Genomic DNA, 18,839 nt, shown 5'->3' on the forward strand with positions numbered 1-18,839 from the left:
GCTGCAAGATGCTGGGCGCAGTAGCTGGACAAGAAGAAAAGCGGATGCGCCCGTTCAGCATCGCAGAGCCTGGAGGCACCCGACTGAGATAAAGGAAACACGATGAGCGAAGCGAATCGATGTTGACTTATCATAGGGAGGAGGCCGAAGGCTGCAAGATGCTGGGCGCAGTAGCTGGACGAGAAGAAAAGCGGATGCGCCCGTTCAGCATCGCAGAGCCTGGAGGCACCCGACTGAGATAAAAGCCAGTGCGGCTAATAATGAAAGTCCCCAAACAACTGGGGACTTTTATTTTTCCGTGGCAACGTAAACTATCTCTAATATTGTTTGTCTGGGTAATAGCGTTTATAATTAATAATTGTAGTTTTGTTATAGATAAGAAATTGAGTTCCTTGAAAGGAGATACATCGATGAATGAAAAACAGCGGCTCGAAAGTCAGCAAGTGAAGTCTGCTAATCCTTCGGACAAAAAATCCGCAAAAGATTATAGCACATACTTCGAAACGGTATATACGCCGCCGTCCTTAAAAGAAGCAAAAAAACGGGGAAAAGAAGACGTTTCCTATCATAAAGACTTCGAAATTCCAGAACAATTCAATGGGATGGGAAGAGGAAGGAAATTTTACATTCGCACATATGGGTGCCAGATGAATGAGCATGATACCGAGGTGATGGCAGGTATATTCATAGGTCTCGGGTACGAACCCGCAGAAACGCCCGAAGATGCCAATGTAATTCTATTAAATACTTGTGCTATCAGGGAAAATGCTGAAAATAAAGTGTTCGGTGAAATTGGACATCTGAAAGCAATGAAGAAGGAAAAGCCCGATCTTCTCCTAGGTGTATGCGGCTGTATGTCCCAGGAAGAATCGGTGGTAAATCGTATACTGCAGAAGCATCAGCATGTAGACATGATTTTTGGAACACATAATATTCATCGCCTTCCCAACATCCTCCAAGAAGCATATATGGCTAAAGAGATGGTGGTAGAAGTATGGTCCAAGGAAGGCGACGTTATTGAAAATCTTCCAAAGGTAAGAAGGGGCAACATAAAAGGGTGGGTCAATATTATGTATGGCTGCGACAAGTTCTGCACCTACTGTATTGTTCCATATACACGCGGTAAGGAGCGCAGCCGCAGGCCGGAAGATATCATCCAGGAAGTTCGGCAGCTTGCTGCACAGGGTTACAAGGAAATAACTCTTCTGGGCCAGAATGTAAATGCATATGGCAAGGACTTTACTGACATAAAATACGGTCTTGGAGATCTGATGGATGAAGTGAGAAAAATAGATATTCCGCGTATCCGTTTTACGACAAGTCATCCGCGTGACTTTGATGATCATTTGATTGAAGTGTTGGCTAAGGGTGGGAACTTAATGTCTCATATCCATTTGCCGGTTCAGTCGGGTTCGAGTGAAGTGCTGAAGATAATGGCAAGAAAATATACGAGAGAACAGTATTTGGAGCTTGTTAATAAAATCAAAGCAGCTATTCCAGATGTTACGCTTACGACCGATATAATTGTCGGTTATCCAAATGAAACGGAAGAACAATTTGAAGAGACGCTCTCTCTTTATAGCGAAGTAGGCTTTGAATCTGCTTATACCTTCATCTATTCTCCAAGGGAAGGGACACCTGCAGCGAAGATGGTGGACAATGTTCCAATGAGTGTAAAAAAAGAAAGGCTGCAGAGACTGAATGCTGTTGTAAATGAGCGTTCAGCAAAAGCGCTAAAACAATATGAAGGCAAAATTGTAAACGTTCTGGTTGAAGGGGAAAGTAAGAACAACCCGGACGTGCTAGCTGGTTATACGGAAAAAAGCAAGTTAGTTAATTTTATCGGACCGAAGACAGCAATCGGAAAAATTGTTAAAGTAAAAATTAACGATGCAAAAACATGGTCCCTTAAAGGGGAAATGATTGAAGAACTACAAACAGCAGAGGTGGAATAACGGTGGCTAAATATACTAAAGAAGATATTATTTTACGAGCACAGGATCTAGCACGAATGATTGCTGAGACAGAAGAAGTAGATTTCTTCAAAAAAGCAGAGGCGCAAATCCATGGAAATGAGAAGGTAAAGATGTTGATTTCTTCCATTAAAGGATTGCAAAAGCAAGCGGTTAACTTTCAGCACTACGGAAAGACAGAAGCCTTGAAAAAAACAGAAGAAAAAATTTCTTCCCTTGAAGCAGAGCTTGATGAGATTCCTGTTGTTCAAGAGTTCAAGCAATCGCAAATGGAGGTAAATGAATTGCTTCAAATGATTGCCTCTGCTATTTCCAACACGGTAACGGATGAAGTCATCGAAACTACCGGTGGCGATGTATTGCGCGGCGAGACAGGAGCAGCCATCCAAAATGGCGGCAGCAGCTGTCATAGTCACTAATAAGTATCATTATAAAAGCATGGCACAACGCCATGCTTTTTTCTTTGCTCTTCCTATATCCGTCCTTCTCTTTCGCACCAATTTTCTTTCATGGGCATAGAATGGATTATCACTTTTATTACCGCCGAGTACCCGAAAAATAATCGCACACTAGTCTAATGACCCGCATAGGATGAAATGAAAATGATTGAGGAGGTTCGCTAAATCAATGGGAATATACAGAGAGATTATTACGAAGGCCGTCGTAGCGAAAGGGCGTAAGTTCACACAGTCCCACCATACGATTTGCCCTGAGCACCATCCATGCAGCATCCTTGGCTGCTGGGTGATAAATCACAAATATAAAGCCAGGAAATCCGGGAAGACTGTGGAGATTCATGGATCGTATGAAATCAACGTATGGCACTCTTATGATGATAACACAAAGACGGAAGTTGTGACCGAAAAGGTGACATACACGGATATCATCAAACTGAAGTACCGTGATCCTGACTGCATCGATGATCAGGAAGTAATTGCGCAAGTGCTTCAGCAGCCAAGCTGCATTGAAGCAGTGATTTCACCGAATGGAAACAAGATTATCGTGGAAGTAGAAAGAGAGTTCCTTGTTGAAGTAATCGGGGAAACAAAGGTTTGTGTCGCCGTTCACCCTGAAGGGTGTGAGTGCGACGAGGAAGAAGAGTGGGGAATGGATGTCTCCGATGAGGAGTTTGAAGAATTGAATCCCGACTTCCTGCTCGAAGCGGAAGAAGAATGATTGGAAACTAGGAGGGTGTCCTTCTAGTTTTTTTTATCCGGCAAGAATATGCTTGCCGGATTGTGACAGAATCAATCGAGCTTTATCACGATAAAAAAATGACATCTACTGCTTCAGGAGTAACGTTGGCTGCAACAGGTCAAAAAGGAATTGGAAGCATCGTTGTGGCGGAAGCTTCTGTTCTTACAGGCGGATTCATCTTGCGCTTTCTTCTTTTAGCCGCAGCTGTTCCAGTACCTTTCCTGTAACTGATTTAAGTTTGCAATATTTGTAAGAAACGAGACAAATCTATAATTATATCAACTTTCATAAAGCCGGCTCAAACTTCCAAGTGGAAATAGAGCCGGCTTTCCCTATTTCACGCAATGTTTGAAATCCTAAGGATTTTCATATTAGGAAAGAAGTTAAAATAAAGAAAGAACGATATTTGTGAGGTATATAAAATGGATTTTTCCGCTGAATTTTACAAAGAGGTAATTGGGACTCTTCCAGAAGGCGTTCTCATACTAGATTCTTCACGGAAGATTCTATTGATAAACAAGTCTGCTGCTGAAATGACGGGATGGAGCATTGGAGAACGTGTCCCTTATTGTACATATTGTCAACAGCGGAAGATTGGAATGGAGGAAGATTGCTGCATCATGGCGGCGGACGATCCTGTACCTTTTTTCTATTCGAACCTCGCTGTTTCATCAGGAGAAGAGGAATTCGAGATGGCACTGAAGAAAATCAAAATGGATGACGGATTTGTCTTTATCCTGCGGCTTCAGCGCCCGGTGAAAAATGAAAACAGTGAGCGAGCAAGATTCCATGAACTTCTTGTACAAGAGACCATGCTTGCACAGGAAGCAGAAAGAAAGAGAATTGCAAGGGATTTACATGATCATATAGGTCAAAGTGTATACAGCCTTTTTCTTGGGTTAGAAGGAATTAGAAACCATCTTGACCACGAGAGGTACGAGAAACATCTCGATCGTATGATTGAAGTAATGGACGGGACCCTTTCTGACATTAAACGGATGACGAAAGCATTGCGGTCGGAAACGTTCTACCAGTTATCGCTGAAAGATGCCCTGCGAAAAGCAGCTGTAGATTGGATGGAATTATACAAAGTCGAAATTGAACTAGATATGGAGATAACGGAAGAGGATGCCTTTGACCGAGAAAAATCCTTCCACTTCTACCGCATCCTCCAGGAAGGGGTTAGGAACGCTGTAATGCACGGTCATGCAAGCAGTCTCACCATAACGGTAAAAAACGTTGGTCTTCGTTTGGTTTTTCAAATCCTAGATAACGGTACAGGATTTGAAACGGAAAATTTGGCAAAGGGAGGACTCGGATTGCGTCATATGTACGAGCGGTGCCGTATCCTCGGCGGGGATATAAGGTGGACGAGCAAGATTGGCGGACCGACAAGAGTGGATGGCTATCTAGTAATAGGAAAATAGAAAAAGGGGTTGAGGGTATGAATTTATTAATAGTGGATGATCATGAGATTGTTCGAGATGGGTTATCGCTTCTTTTGGAGCAGTCTTATTGCATTGATTCTCTCCTTTATGCCTCAGATGGCTATGAAGCATTAAAGCTTGCCGAAAATTTTCGTGCAGATTTAGTACTGCTCGATGTGTCCATGCCAGGAGGTCGTGACGGCTTAACGACTTTGGAGAAAATGAGAAAGCTTCTCCCTGAAGCAAAAATTGCGATATTTTCCATGCATGATGATATTGGTTTTCAACGGGAGGCTTTTGAAAAAGGAGCGGATGGGTATCTTGTAAAAGTATTGAAACGGGAAGAACTGACTTATTCCCTTGATCAAATCCTTGCCGGAAGGAAGGTTTTTAGCAGGACTATTCTTGATGAAGAGTGTGTTGGGAGCTTTCTTGAACTTGATCTTCCAATCACAAAAAGAGAAAAGGAAGTATTCACGTTGACTGTAATGGGCTATTCTCAAAAGGATATTGCTGAAAAGTTAGATATTTCCGTCAAAACAGTTGAAAACCACCGCCATAATATTGGCGAAAAGCTGGGTACCCATAAGCGCTATGACTGGGTGGATACAGCGAGGAAATACCGGGTGTTCACGATGTAAGTAAGCGCAGGGAATTATCTCCTGCGTTTTTTTGTACCCCGGTGAAATAGGACAATTATGTTATAATAGATTTTTAGATACTAGCATACATACAGATTCAATGGAGGCTTTAAAACATGGCAGCTTACACGCCGATGATGATGCAATACTTACAGATCAAGGCAGACTATCAGGATGCCTTTTTATTTTTCAGGCTCGGGGATTTTTATGAAATGTTTTTTGAAGATGCGATCAAGGCATCACAAGAGCTAGAAATTACCTTGACAAGCCGGGAAGGAGGCGGAACTGAAAAGATACCGATGTGCGGTGTACCTTATCATTCCGCATCGGGCTATATCGATCTTCTCATCGCGAAAGGATATAAAGTAGCTATTTGCGAACAAACCGAAGACCCTAAAGCAACAAAAGGTGTTGTTCGCAGGGAAGTAGTCCAGCTGATCACTCCTGGGACGATGATGGAAGGGCGCGGTTTGAATGAAAAAGAGAACAACTTCATTGCAACCGTTACAGACTTTCTTGATGGTACTTTTGGATTCGGGACGACAGATTTATCAACAGGGGAAAGCAGAATGGTTCTCTTAGAAAGTGTGGAAGATTTGCTTAACGAACTTTCCACATCAGGAGCAAGAGAAGTGGTGCTGTCTTCTCAAATGAAAGAGAGTATCCTTGAAAAAATGAAGGCTCGCGGTGCCATTGCGTTTTCAATAGAGGATGAGACGAGTATAAAGAACTTCAATAGCAGTATCTTATCCGGTTTGGAAGAGAGACTTCAACAAACAGCAGCAAGGCTGCTGAACTATCTTCACAGGACTCAGAAACGCAGTCTGGAGCATTTGCAGCCTGTTGTCGCTTACGAAGTCCGACAATTTATGAAAATTGATTACTATTCAAAACGTAATCTTGAACTGACAGAAACAATCCGCAATACTGCTAAGAAAGGCTCGCTTCTTTGGCTTCTAGATGAAACAAAGACGGCAATGGGTGCTAGGCTCTTAAAGCAGATGATCAACAGGCCTCTATTGAGTTTGAGAGAAATTCATCGCAGGCAAAATATTGTAGAACTGTTTCTTCGTAATTATTTTGAACGGGGTGACTTACGGGAACGCCTTCGCGAGGTTTACGACTTAGAACGTCTGGCAGGAAGAGTTGCTTTTGGGAACGTGAATGCTAGGGATCTCGTTCAGTTGAAAAAGTCTCTTCTGCAAATTCCGGGAATAAAAGAGATTCTCGCTTCTTTGGATGATAGCGAAGCAACAAAACTATCAAATAATTTGGATTCTTGTGAAGAACTGGCAGACCTCCTGGAACAGGCAATTGTAGAAAATCCGCCTATATCCATTAAAGAAGGAAATATTATCCTTGACGGGTACGATGAAGAGTTAGATCGTTATCGTGATGCCAGCAGAAATGGTAAGGCATGGTTAGCAGAACTGGAACAGAAAGAGCGGGTAAAAACAGGTGTAAAATCTCTGAAAATAGGCTATAATCGGGTTTTTGGCTATTATATCGAGGTAACTAAAGCTAACTTGCACCTGCTCGAAGAAGGAAGGTACGAGAGAAAGCAAACACTATCCAATGCAGAGCGGTTTATTACTCCTGAGCTGAAGGAGAAGGAGGCTTTGATTCTGCAGGCAGAAGAGAAGATTGTCGATTTAGAGTACAATATATTCGTCTCGGTAAGGGAACAGGTAAAAGAGTATATTCCCCGTTTGCAGGCTTTGGCAAAGGCAGTAAGTGAACTCGATGTCCTGCTCGGCTTTGCTGAACTGAGCGAGCAGCGGCATTATACGAGGCCGTCATTTTCAACAGATCGTACGCTCACATTAAGAGATGGGCGCCATCCGGTTGTAGAAAAGGTAATGAATGCACAACAATACGTTCCCAATGACTGTATGATGGACAGCGAAAAAGAACTGCTGTTAATAACTGGTCCTAACATGTCTGGTAAAAGCACTTATATGCGGCAAGTTGCTCTTACTGCCATCATGGCTCAAATAGGCTGCTTTGTTCCTGCTGAAGAAGCGGTTCTTCCGGTTTTTGACCAAGTGTTTACGAGAATAGGTGCAGCAGATGACCTTATATCCGGGCAGAGCACTTTCATGGTCGAAATGCTAGAAGCGAATAATGCGATAACCAATGCGACGGAAAACAGTCTTATATTGTTTGATGAAATAGGAAGAGGGACATCTACTTATGATGGCATGGCACTGGCGCAGGCTATCATCGAATATATTCATGAAAAGATTGGGGCGAAAACTTTGTTTTCCACTCATTATCACGAATTGACAGTCCTTGATGAGAAGCTGGAAAAATTGAGAAATGTTCACGTCAGTGCAATCGAACAAAACGGGAAGGTTGTTTTCCTCCATAAAATTAAGGAAGGCGCAGCAGATAAAAGCTACGGTATTCATGTAGCAAAACTCGCTGAGCTTCCAGATTCGCTAATCGAACGAGCCGATGAAATCTTAGCAGAGCTTGAATCAAATAAAGATGCTTCTGTAAAGTCAATTGGTGAAAAGGAGGAAAAACTCCGTCCTTCAAATGTCATAAAGGATGTGCAATTGTCTTTCTTTAATGAAGAAACTACTTCCGATACCGGAAAGAGGGAACAGATAAATAGCAAGGAGAAGCGAGTTCTTGGAATGCTGAACAGCTTACATATATTAGAAATGACACCGCTAGAGGCGATGAATAGGTTGTATGAGCTGCAAAAAACGCTTCGCAAGTAAGACGAAAGAGGTGGAAGTATGGGGAAGATCAGACAGCTTGATGATTGTTTGTCGAACAAAATAGCGGCTGGCGAGGTGGTGGAGCGGCCGGCTTCTGTTGTCAAGGAACTGGCTGAAAACTCCATTGATGCAGGAAGCACAATCGTGGAAATCGATGTGGAAGAAGCAGGCTTGGCAAAAATCAGGATTACAGATAATGGCGACGGAATGATGGAGGAAGATGTACTGCGTGCTTTCGAACGCCATGCAACAAGTAAAATTAAGGATGAAAACGACCTTTTCAGAATCCGGACACTGGGTTTCCGTGGGGAAGCACTGCCGAGTATCGCCTCCGTATCAAGACTCGAAATGAAAACTTCAACAGGAGAGACCGCTGGAAACCGAGTTGTGATTGAAGGCGGAAAAGTGACTGCTTATGAGAAAGCGGACAGTAGGAAAGGTACGGATATCCTCATCACGGACCTTTTTTATAACACTCCTGCGCGGCTTAAGTATATGAAAACCGTACACACGGAGCTAGGGAACATTACTGATGTCGTAAACCGACTTTCCCTCGCCCATCCTGGAGTGGCTTTCCGGCTTATTCACAATGGACGCCGTCTGTTGCAAACAAATGGAAGTGGCGATGTCCGCCAAGTACTTGCGGCGATTTACGGTATCAATATTGCGAAGAAAATGGTCCCGGTAATGGCAGAATCGCTTGATTTTTCCCTTACTGGCTATATTACACTGCCTGAAGTAACGAGAGCATCGCGCAACTATATCACGACAATGGTAAACGGGCGGTTCATCCGTAATTATGCGCTTGTTAAGGCGATACAGGAAGGCTGTCACACCCTTCTCCCAATTAGCCGGTATCCTGTAGCAATGCTGGATATCAAGATGGATCCTATCCTTGTAGATGTGAACGTCCACCCTGCCAAGCTTGAAGTCAGGCTGAGTAAGGAACAGGAATTGACGAAGCTGGTCGCACAAGCCATTTCTTCCGCATTTAAAAAACAAGAACTGATTCCGTCTGGAACTATTTCAAGGCCGATAGAAAAAGTAAAATCAGAGCAGGCATACCTTGAGTTGGATCATGAAAACCAAATGGAAGATAAAAAGGATAAGAGGATTCAGGGAGAAATTAAGATGTCAGAAAAAGTAACTCCTTCACGAGGAATAATAAATGTCCCCGATATTCAGAAGCAAGAGAGGGGATCATTGGAGGTTAGGGAGTTTCCTTCTGCTTTCGAAAAAACAGAAGAAGTAGTCTTGAAAGAGGACAACTGTCTAGATCAAGAGGAGGTTTTGCCATGGGATGACGACGGTAAGGGTGAGTCTTTCGTTCATATGGGACAGGATGCAGCTTTGCCTTCACGCGTACCGCCGCTTTACCCTATCGGACAGATGCACGGCACCTATATCCTTGCTCAGAATGAGCGAGGTCTTTACCTCATTGACCAGCATGCGGCACAAGAGCGGATTAAATATGAATTTTTTCGTGAAAAAGTGGGTGTTGTGGCGGATGAACTTCAAGATCTGCTTGTCCCGCTCACTTTTGAATATTCTGCAGATGAATGCCTGAGAATCAATGAATATAAGAGTGAACTGGAGAGAGTAGGGGTTTTCTTAGAATCATTCGGGCACAACGCGTACATCGTAAGAGCACATCCTCAGTGGCTTCCTTGTGGAAAAGAAAAGGAAATCATTGAAGAGATGATTGAACAGCTTCTTTCAATGAAGAGAGTCGATATACATAAACTTCGTGAGGAAGCGGCAATTATGATGAGCTGCAAAGCTTCGATTAAGGCGAATCGCCACTTGCGTAATGATGAGATACAAGCGCTGCTCGACGAACTTCGCAAGTCATCAGATCCTTTCACTTGCCCGCATGGAAGACCAATCATTGTCCATTACTCCACATACGAGCTGGAGAAAATGTTCAAGAGAATCATGTAAATAAATGCTCGGCCCACAAAGAAAGGGTTGCCCAGAAAGTTTTACTTTTGGGGCAGCTCTTTTTTGCAAGGGAATAAAAATGCTTTCTATGGCGTGAGGTTGGGAGTATATTTAAATTAGGAGGGAGGGATGGTTTTGATTGCGCTGACATTATTAACATCATTTTTACCAATGGTTATTATTATCTTCATCGTATTTTATGCAGTAAAAAACAAACAAAAAGGGGGAGAGGTTGTCGTGAGGCATATATATACGTACCTCGTTTTATTCGCAACGCTGATGATGGTGATTGGGGGAGGCATTTCCATATTCATGGCTGCAGCAGACCTTGTTAGTCCTGGAGCATACTACCAAAGCTATGAAGAATATAAAATGAATTACCAATATGAAGAAAAAGGAAAAGTAGAGAGAAAAAATCGAAGTGAGAAAGAAATCAGGAAGGAATATGAAGAGATAATTAAAGGAGAAAAAGAGCAAACAAAAGAAAATGCAAAGAACCAGCTTGTGAAGAGTCTTGGATTTATCATTATCCCGCTCCCTGTTTTCCTAAGTTTCAACAGACAGAGAAAACAGATGCAAAACGAGTAGTAGTTTATTATAAATATGCCCGGTGCTTATTGGGAGCACCGGGCTAGTTCTTTTTATCTAGCAAGTAAAGGGAGGCGGTCGATGTAAGCTAAAGCTTTGCCGGTACCGATGGCGACGGACTCCAAAGGATTTGGAGCAAGGTGAACAGGTACGACTATTTCTTCACTGAGCCAATCCTGTATTCCATTCAAAAGTGCGCCGCCGCCGCTTAGGATTACTCCACGGTCAACAATGTCACCGCTTAGTTCCGCAGGGCACTCTTCCAGCGTAGCTCTAATCGCTTCAAGAATATGTAAGAGCGATTCTTTTATTGCTTCCTGTATTTCGTAAGAATGAAGGTTAACAGTTTTAGGAAGACCAGTAACAAGGTCGCGGCCCCGAATCTCAATATCTATTCGTTCGTGATCTAGTAATGCATAGCCAATTTCCATTTTAATACGCTCGGCGGTACGTTCGCCGATTAGCACATTATACTCTTTCCGAACATATTGAATAATATCTTCGTCCAATCTGTCTCCTGCAACGCGTATGGAATGAGCAGCAACAATACCACCATAGGAAATAATGGCGACTTCTGTAGTCCCGCCCCCAATGTCAACCACCACATTCGCAACAGGCTCATCAACCGGAAGCCCTGCCCCAATGGCAGCAGCAACAGGTTCTTCAATGACATGCACCTTTTTTGCTCCTGCATTGCGAACAGCATCAATGATAGCCCTTCGTTCCACACTTGTAGCTCCAGAGGGAGTGCAAACAACAACGTTTGGTTTCCTAATAGTGAAACCAGCTTTTTTCGAGGCTTTTTTCATAATTTGCAGCAGCATGTCGGTGGTTACGTCAAAATCAGCAATGACACCGTCTTTTAAAGGACGAATGGCAACGATTTTACCGGGTGTCTTCCCAATCATTTCCTTTGCGTCTTTTCCGACTGCAAGGACTTTTTTTGTTTCCGTATCAATAGCCACAACGGATGGCTCGTTCAAGGCGACACCTTTATTTTTGCTGTAGACGAGTGTATTGGCAGTTCCAAGGTCAATTCCAATTTCAGATTGAGATAACATGATTTCACCCTATTCTGTTTCAAGATAACTAACATCATAATCTTCTTAAAAACCTATCATACTTCTGGGGGTGGAATGTCGATTGTTATCGAATCGTTAAACTATTGTAAAATCCATGGTAATAATTATATAGTTCGGTAACCAAGTGGTAATATTGTGAAGTATAGGAATGGAAAGATATAAAATAGGTTATGATGGGGTTAATAGATGTTGCTTTTATTGATAACAGGAATAGGCTACAATGATAGAAAGAGCCTTAGCGGCAATTGCAAAATAAAAAAGGCAGTGAGAATGGTTTGGCAGAAAAACAAAAATTAATCGTATTAATTGGTCCTACTGCTGTAGGCAAGACCAGTTTGAGCATCATGCTTGGAAAAAAGTATTCCGCAGAAATTATCAGCGGAGACTCTATGCAAGTATATCGGGGATTAGATATCGGGACAGCGAAAATATATCCAGAAGAAACGGAAAATATTCCACATCACCTTATTGATATCAAAGATCCGAAAGACTCCTTTTCAGCAGCAGAGTTTCAATCGCTTGTCAGGGAAAAAATAACCGAAATAGCTAGTCGTGGCAATTTACCGATGATTGTTGGAGGAACTGGACTATACATTGCTTCTGCCATTACGGATTATGCCTTCACTGAAGCACCGGGTAATCCAGAATTTCGTAAAATGCTTGAAAACGAGGCGGAGAAATTCGGAAATAACGTCTTACATAAAAAACTGTGTCAAATTGACCCAGAGGGTGCTGGAAACATACATCCCAATAATGTTCGAAGGGTAATAAGGGCGTTGGAAATTTATCATGAAACTGGCATGACTGCAGGTGAATACCGAAGCAGGCAAGAACCTGAACCGCTATACGATACTGCGTTAATCGGCCTCGATATGGATCGGTCGCTGTTATATGAGAGGATCGACAGCCGGGTCGATATGATGGTAGAAGAAGGATTGATAGAGGAAGTCCGTAAGTTATACGAATCGGGCCTGAAAGATTGCCAATCCATTCAAGCTATTGGTTATAAGGAATTATACGAGTATTTTGAAGGGAAAGTCAGTTTTGATGAGGCGATCAGCAATTTGAAACAGAACTCACGCAGATATGCCAAAAGACAGTTAACATGGTTTCGAAACAAAATGGATGTGGAATGGTTTGATATGTCTCAACAGGACATTGAAAAAAAATTCGCCGAAATTTCTATTTATATTGAAGGAAAGCTACAAATTAAGGCGAATACATTATAAACAGAGATAAAAAGGAGGACTTGAAATGAAACAGATCAATATCCAGGACCAATATTTAAACCAGCTGCGGAAAGATGGCACAAATGTGACAGTCTTCTTGCTGAATGGATTCCAGCTCCGCGGTATGATCAAAGGCTTTGATAATTTCACGGTGCTGTTTGAATCCGAAGGAAAGCAGCAGCTTGTATACAAACACGCTATTTCTACATTTGCCCCGCAAAAGAACGTTCAAATCGATCTTGATGCCCAACAGTAATCCTTTTAATAATCGGAAGATGCAGTCTGCTCTTATGAGCAGACTTTTCCATTTTCACCGAAGCATTCAAGCGGCATTCCCTGCATATTAATATAGGAGTCTGCCATCGTTGGAGATGGAAAGACAAAGGAGTCTGTGGGCAGTGTTTGGAACCGAGGTGAAAGAATGGACCAACCGATACGCATGAAAAATAACGGCCAGATTAGCATTGTTTTAAATGGTGAGAAAAGAAGAGAAATTAAGCGGGAAATTCCGGGATTGAATACGATTCCCGTGTCGGATGTAACAGAACATGCTGCCTTGAAGGATATAGAGGAAGAGTTGGGAACGCTCGTAGGCATGGAAGAAATGAAACGGATGATCAAAGAAATTTATGCATGGATTTATGTTAACAAGAAGCGGGAAGAGATGGGTCTTAAAGCTCAAAAGCAAGCATTGCACATGATGTTTAAGGGAAATCCAGGTACAGGAAAGACAACGGTTGCAAGGCTGATCGGAAAGCTGTTTCAAAAAATGAACGTGCTCTCTAAAGGACATCTAATCGAAGCAGAAAGAGCAGACCTTGTTGGGGAATACATTGGACATACTGCGCAAAAGACGAGAGACCTTATAAAAAAATCGCTTGGTGGAATATTGTTTATTGATGAAGCTTATTCCTTAGGACGGGGAGGAGAGAAAGACTTCGGCAAGGAAGCCATTGATACCCTTGTCAAGCATATGGAAGATAAGCAGCATGAGTTTATTCTCATTCTTGCTGGCTATTCAAGAGAAATGGAGTATTTTCTTTCCTTGAACCCTGGACTTCAATCGAGATTTCCTCTGGTCATAGACTTCCCTGATTATACAATTGACCAATTAATGGAGATTGGCAGACGGATGTTAAAAGACAGGGAATATACACTTAGTCATGAGGCCGAACGGAAGCTCGTGGAGCACCTTGGACTAGTTAAAGCAACGCTGGGTCCTGCAGGTTTCTCAAATGGCCGATATATTCGCAATGTAATCGAAAAGTCTATCAGAGCTCAGGCAATGCGTTTGTTGCTGCAAAACGAGTTCGACCGCCATGATTTAGTCACGATTCGGAGTAATGACCTTGTTATCATGGATAATTAGCATGTCAGCATGATAGCTGACATGCTTATAAATTTATATTATACGTAAATGGGTATATAAACAAGAAAGACTAAGATGCTCCTAATGGCTCCTGTAACGGGGCCTTTTTTCATTATAAATCGTTCATTTCTCAGACATTTTAGTTCAGAGAAAATTTTTGGTATGATTGTTTATAAGACAAATGAAGGGCGGGGTTTGATGGATCAGCAGAACGACCGCGAAAAAGCAATACTAGTAGGGTGCCAAACATATGACAATGATGATCTTAGGTTCCAATATTCGATGGAGGAGCTTGGCTCACTGACAGAGACGGCTCAAGGTAATGTGCTAATTTCTGTTATCCAAAAAAGGGATCGAATCCATCCTTCTACTTATATTGGAAAAGGGAAGGTCGATGAACTGAAGCAATTAATTGAAGAGTTCGAGGCGGAATTGCTCATCTTTAACGATGAATTATCACCAAGTCAAATCCGAAACCTTTCAAGGGAATTGGAAATAAGAATCATTGACAGAACCCAACTTATACTTGATATTTTTGCCCGTCGTGCTCGTTCTAAGGAGGGGAAGCTGCAGGTTGAGCTTGCGCAGCTCCAATATCTCCTTCCTAGGTTAATGGGGCAAGGGACAGCTATGTCTCGTTTAGGTGCGGGGATTGGAACAAGAGGTCCAGGAGAAACGAAATTAGAATCAGATAGAAGACATATCCGTAGGAGGATTGATGAAATCAAAGGGCAGCTTGAGACAATTGTTCATCATAGAGACCGATATAGGGAAAGGCGAAAAAAGAACAAAGCTTTTCAAATAGCGCTTGTCGGTTACACAAATGCCGGGAAGTCAACGCTCTTCAACAGGCTGACAGAAGCGGACTCCTTTGAAGAGAATCAGCTATTCGCAACACTTGATCCTATGACAAGAAAAATGGTGTTACCGAGCGGCTTTGTAGCATTGATGACAGACACAGTTGGATTCATCCAGGATCTTCCCACCGCGTTGATTGCAGCCTTCCGGTCTACCTTGGAAGAAGTAAGGGAAGCTGATTTGCTGTTGCATGTAGTGGATATGTCAAATCCAGATTATTTTTCACATGAAAAAACGGTAAATAAGCTGTTAGAAGACTTGGAAGTACAGCATATACCGCAGCTAACACTATATAATAAGCGGGATATTGGCCATGCTGATTTTGTTCCAACCGCAAAGAATCCTTCTATCTTTATCAGTGCATTCCAGGAAGGAGACAGAAGTGCCTTGAAACAAAAGCTGGAGGAAACAGCAATTAGCATGATGGCACCATTTCATGTTATTGTTCCTGCTGGAGAAGGCAAGTTTCTTTCACAGTTGAAAAATGAAACAATACTTCGTCAGTTGTCTTTTGACGAAAATAAAAATGCGTATGTTTGCAACGGGTTTAGCATGCGGGATCATCATATATCGGGCCAAATCAAGAAATTCACAGTATGATAGGAGCAGAACTATGTTTAAAGAACTAAAAAATGGTCTCGCTTTAGAGTCGATCACGAAAGAGATAGAAGTGAAGATCAGTACTGTTCATAAAGAAATAGACAAGCGTGTTGACAGGAATCAATTCAAGGTTTTGAGGAGCTTTCAAAAGCACCGGGTCAGCGATTCTCATTTTAACCCGACAACAGGGTATGGCTATGATGACATTGGGCGGGACACGCTTGAAAAAATTTATAGTGATGTATTTGGAGCAGAAGCAGGACTTGTTCGTCCACAAATCATTTCTGGGACACATGCCATTTCAATTGCGCTCTTTGGCGTATTGCGACCTGGTGATGAATTGCTATACATAACCGGTCAGCCATACGATACTCTCCAAGAAATCGTGGGAACGAGCGGGAGTGGAAACGGTTCGCTTAAGGAATTCGGCATTTCTTACGGTCAAGTGGAACTTACTGATGCTGGAAGACCGGATTTTGAAGGGATAAAAAAAGCGATTAAGCCCAACACAAAAGTTATTGGGATCCAGCGTTCAAAAGGGTATGGAGACAGACCTTCTTTTACAGTAGACGAGATAGGCGAAATGATTTCATATGTCAAAGAGATTAAGCCAGACGTCATAGTGTTTGTTGATAATTGCTACGGAGAGTTTGCGGAAGATAAGGAACCGTGTGAAGTTGGTGCGGATTTGATGGCAGGTTCGCTAATAAAAAATCCTGGTGGAGGACTGGCGAAGACTGGCGGATATATTGTTGGACGCAGTGACTTAGTGGAATCCTGTTCCTATCGTATGACTTCCCCGGGGATTGGGGCGGAAGCCGGTGCTACACTTTATTCCCTCCAGGAAATGTACCAGGGATTTTTCATGGCACCTCATACTGTGGGGCAAGCGATAAAAGGTGCAGTCTTTACTGCTGCTATGTTAGAATACTTTGGCATGGATTCTTTCCCATCCTGGAAGGAACCGCGAACAGATTTAATTCAGGCTGTTCGATTTGGTAACCTAAACAGGATGGTCGAGTTCTGCCAGGCAATCCAATTTGCATCGCCAATTAACTCTCATGTTACTCCGTATCCGGCTTATATGCCAGGATATGAGGATGATGTCATCATGGCCGCTGGAACGTTCATCCAGGGTGCAAGTATTGAACTAACAGCAGATGGCCCAGCGAGACCACCGTACACAGCATATGTTCAAGGCGGATTGACATACTCGCATGTGAAAATGGCGGTTTGCATCGCTTTAGATAGATTGCTGGAAAAAGGTTTAATCGAATTAAAATAGGATACTATAAAACAGGATGGCTGCCCTAAGGTCACCTGTTTTTCTTTTTCGGTTTTTTATGTAAGGAAACCTAACATGTGTTTGACAATTTACCTTACACAAAATATAATAAAGGTAATTCATCGGGAAGGAAAAGGAGGAGAAATCTTATGGGTGGGAGTGATATCCGCCGGAGCATGCCTTTGTTATCTATCGGAAGCGTCACGATGCTGACGGATCTTTCAGCTCGACAAATCCGTTATTATGAAGAGCATGGCTTGATTTCTCCGGCAAGAACGGAAGGTAACAAACGCCTTTTTTCCTTGAACGATATTGATAAGCTTCTCGAAATAAAAGACCTGGTGGGTCAAGGTGTCAACATGGCGGGCATTAAGCAAATTTACCAGGTTAGGCAGCAGGCAAAGGCAGAAGAGGATTCAAGACTAGCCCGCAGGAATCAAAAAGAATTGTCCGATTCTGAACTGCGCAAACTGCTGCGTAAAGAACTGCTGCAAGCTGGCCGGTTTCACCGGAACAATCAGCATGGAGACATAAATAGATTTTTTCATTAAGAAATAGAAATCAGGAGGAGAAGAAGTTGGCAAAATATACAAAAGAAGATATTTTTCAATTGGCTAAGGAAAAAAATGTAAAGTTCATCAGGCTTCAGTTTACAGATATTCTCGGGACGATAAAAAACGTGGAAATTCCCGTCAGCCAGCTTGGAAAGGCACTAGACAATAAAATGATGTTTGATGGTTCTTCCATTGAGGGTTTTGTTCGAATCGAAGAATCTGATATGTATTTATTTCCTGACCTTGATACGTGGGTTGTATTTCCATGGACTGCTGAAAAGGGAAAGGTTGCACGCCTTATCTGTGACATATACAATGCCGATGGTACTCCATTTGAGGGGGATCCACGAAACAATCTTAAACGCATCTTAAAAGAAATGGAAGAAATGGGTTTCACGAACTTCAATCTTGGACCTGAACCGGAATTTTTCCTTTTTAAATTAGATGTAAACGGAGAGCCAACACTCGAATTGAACGATAATGGCGGCTATTTTGACCTTGCACCAACCGATCTAGGCGAAAACTGCCGACGTGATATCGTCCTTGAACTAGAAGAAATGGGTTTTGAAATTGAAGCATCTCACCACGAGGTAGCTCCTGGGCAACACGAAATTGATTTTAAATATGCTGATGCACTCGCCGCTTGCGATGATATCCAAACATTCAAGCTTGTCGTAAAGACGATTGCTCGTAAGCACGGCTTGCATGCCACTTTTATGCCAAAGCCTCTCTTTGGAGTTAGTGGTTCGGGGATGCATTGCAACCTATCTCTTTTCAGAAATGGAGAGAATGCTTTCTATGATACTTCCGACAAAGTACTTGAACTGAGTGAAACAGCTTATCAATTCATTGCAGGGATTATTAAACATGCTGAAGGCTTCACTGCTGTAACGAATCCGACAGTTAACTCATATAAGCGTCTTGTGCCAGGCTATGAAGCGCCTTGTTATGTAGCGTGGTCAGCGAGAAATCGCTCACCTCTTGTTCGGATTCCGTCATCCCGTGGACTGAGCACGCGAGTGGAAGTCAGAAGTGTTGATCCTGCTGCAAACCCTTATCTTGCAATGGCTGTTCTTTTGAAAGCTGGCCTAGATGGCATCAAGAACAAGCTAACACCACCTGCGGCCGTTGACAGGAATATTTATGTTATGGATAAAGAAGAACGGGAAGAAGCAGGTATTACAGACCTGCCACCAACCCTTGCTGCTGCATTGGATGCCTTGAAAAAAGATGAAGTCGTTACAGCAGCGCTAGGTGGCCATATACTTGAACATTTTCTTGAAGCAAAGGAAATTGAATGGGATATGTTCCGTACACAAGTACATCCATGGGAACGCGAACAATATATGCAAATGTATTAAAATGA

18 protein-coding genes are annotated in these 18,839 nt (G+C 42.6%); 17 read left to right on the top strand and 1 reads right to left on the bottom strand.

Features of this window, described 5'->3' with window-relative positions:
• Window positions 1–119: 119 nt before the first annotated feature.
• The 10 genes from BQ5796_RS18650 to BQ5796_RS06645 all read left to right on the top strand — a co-directional run bounded on the left by BQ5796_RS18650 (window position 120) and on the right by BQ5796_RS06645 (window position 10,496).
• Complete coding sequence (locus BQ5796_RS18650; protein WP_282956851.1) at window positions 120–242, top strand: hypothetical protein; 123 nt, start codon at window positions 120–122, stop codon at window positions 240–242.
• A 168-nt stretch (window positions 243–410) separates the two neighbouring features.
• Entirely contained in the window at window positions 411–1,955 is a 1,545-nt protein-coding gene (gene miaB, locus BQ5796_RS06610; protein ID WP_071459519.1) for a tRNA (N6-isopentenyl adenosine(37)-C2)-methylthiotransferase MiaB, read from the top strand.
• Window positions 1,956–1,957: 2 nt separating this feature from the next.
• Complete coding sequence (locus BQ5796_RS06615; protein WP_071459520.1) at window positions 1,958–2,392, top strand: YlbF/YmcA family competence regulator; 435 nt, start codon at window positions 1,958–1,960, stop codon at window positions 2,390–2,392.
• Between the two features lie 208 nt (window positions 2,393–2,600).
• Window positions 2,601–3,149: an outer spore coat protein CotE gene (locus BQ5796_RS06620; protein WP_071459521.1), complete on the top strand. Its 549-nt coding sequence runs from the start codon at window positions 2,601–2,603 to the stop codon at window positions 3,147–3,149.
• Between the two features lie 62 nt (window positions 3,150–3,211).
• Window positions 3,212–3,397 (top strand): hypothetical protein, encoded by a 186-nt coding sequence (locus BQ5796_RS17945; protein WP_141769927.1) that lies wholly within the window; start codon window positions 3,212–3,214, stop codon window positions 3,395–3,397.
• 195 nt (window positions 3,398–3,592) lie between these two features.
• On the top strand, window positions 3,593–4,597 hold the full coding sequence (locus BQ5796_RS06625) for a sensor histidine kinase (protein ID WP_071459522.1): 1,005 nt from the start codon (window positions 3,593–3,595) through the stop codon (window positions 4,595–4,597).
• 17 nt (window positions 4,598–4,614) lie between these two features.
• On the top strand, window positions 4,615–5,238 hold the full coding sequence (locus tag BQ5796_RS06630) for a response regulator (protein WP_071459523.1): 624 nt from the start codon (window positions 4,615–4,617) through the stop codon (window positions 5,236–5,238).
• Window positions 5,239–5,354: 116 nt separating this feature from the next.
• Complete coding sequence (gene mutS / locus BQ5796_RS06635) at window positions 5,355–7,967, top strand: DNA mismatch repair protein MutS (protein ID WP_071459524.1); 2,613 nt, start codon at window positions 5,355–5,357, stop codon at window positions 7,965–7,967.
• An 18-nt stretch (window positions 7,968–7,985) separates the two neighbouring features.
• Window positions 7,986–9,908 (top strand): DNA mismatch repair endonuclease MutL, encoded by a 1,923-nt coding sequence (mutL, locus tag BQ5796_RS06640; protein WP_071459525.1) that lies wholly within the window; start codon window positions 7,986–7,988, stop codon window positions 9,906–9,908.
• 129 nt (window positions 9,909–10,037) lie between these two features.
• Window positions 10,038–10,496 (top strand): hypothetical protein, encoded by a 459-nt coding sequence (locus BQ5796_RS06645; RefSeq protein ID WP_071459526.1) that lies wholly within the window; start codon window positions 10,038–10,040, stop codon window positions 10,494–10,496.
• A 53-nt stretch (window positions 10,497–10,549) separates the two neighbouring features.
• On the opposite strand, the gene mreBH is transcribed toward BQ5796_RS06645, so the two are convergent.
• Window positions 10,550–11,557: a rod-share determining protein MreBH gene (gene mreBH, locus BQ5796_RS06650; RefSeq protein WP_071459527.1), complete on the bottom strand. Its 1,008-nt coding sequence runs from the start codon at window positions 11,555–11,557 to the stop codon at window positions 10,550–10,552.
• A 296-nt stretch (window positions 11,558–11,853) separates the two neighbouring features.
• Here mreBH and miaA point away from each other — a divergent pair, with 296 nt between their 5' ends.
• The 7 genes from miaA (at window position 11,854) to glnA (ending at window position 18,834) form a co-directional block, all read left to right on the top strand.
• Window positions 11,854–12,807 (top strand): tRNA (adenosine(37)-N6)-dimethylallyltransferase MiaA, encoded by a 954-nt coding sequence (gene miaA / locus BQ5796_RS06655; protein ID WP_071461180.1) that lies wholly within the window; start codon window positions 11,854–11,856, stop codon window positions 12,805–12,807.
• Window positions 12,808–12,832: 25 nt separating this feature from the next.
• A complete protein-coding gene (gene hfq, locus BQ5796_RS06660; protein ID WP_071459528.1) occupies window positions 12,833–13,063 on the top strand; it encodes an RNA chaperone Hfq in 231 nt (76 codons plus the stop codon).
• 165 nt (window positions 13,064–13,228) lie between these two features.
• Window positions 13,229–14,176, top strand: a complete 948-nt coding sequence (spoVK, locus tag BQ5796_RS06665) for a stage V sporulation protein K (protein WP_071461181.1) — start codon at window positions 13,229–13,231, stop codon at window positions 14,174–14,176.
• Window positions 14,177–14,374: 198 nt separating this feature from the next.
• Window positions 14,375–15,634, top strand: a complete 1,260-nt coding sequence (gene hflX / locus BQ5796_RS06670) for a GTPase HflX (protein ID WP_071461182.1) — start codon at window positions 14,375–14,377, stop codon at window positions 15,632–15,634.
• Window positions 15,635–15,647: 13 nt separating this feature from the next.
• The gene (locus BQ5796_RS06675) at window positions 15,648–16,919 is read left to right on the top strand and encodes a methionine gamma-lyase family protein (RefSeq protein ID WP_071459529.1); all 1,272 of its coding nucleotides are present in this window, start codon (window positions 15,648–15,650) and stop codon (window positions 16,917–16,919) included.
• A gap of 149 nt (window positions 16,920–17,068) precedes the next feature.
• Window positions 17,069–17,470: a MerR family transcriptional regulator gene (locus BQ5796_RS06680; RefSeq protein ID WP_071459530.1), complete on the top strand. Its 402-nt coding sequence runs from the start codon at window positions 17,069–17,071 to the stop codon at window positions 17,468–17,470.
• A 26-nt stretch (window positions 17,471–17,496) separates the two neighbouring features.
• Window positions 17,497–18,834 carry a type I glutamate--ammonia ligase gene (glnA, locus tag BQ5796_RS06685; protein WP_071459531.1) on the top strand — a complete coding sequence of 446 codons (1,338 nt, stop codon included), beginning with the start codon at window positions 17,497–17,499 and terminating at the stop codon, window positions 18,832–18,834.
• Window positions 18,835–18,839: the final 5 nt, after the last annotated feature.

This window comes from Bacillus massilinigeriensis, from assembly GCF_900111815.1.
GTDB lineage: Bacteria > Bacillota > Bacilli > Bacillales > Cytobacillaceae > Mesobacillus_C > Mesobacillus_C mediterraneensis.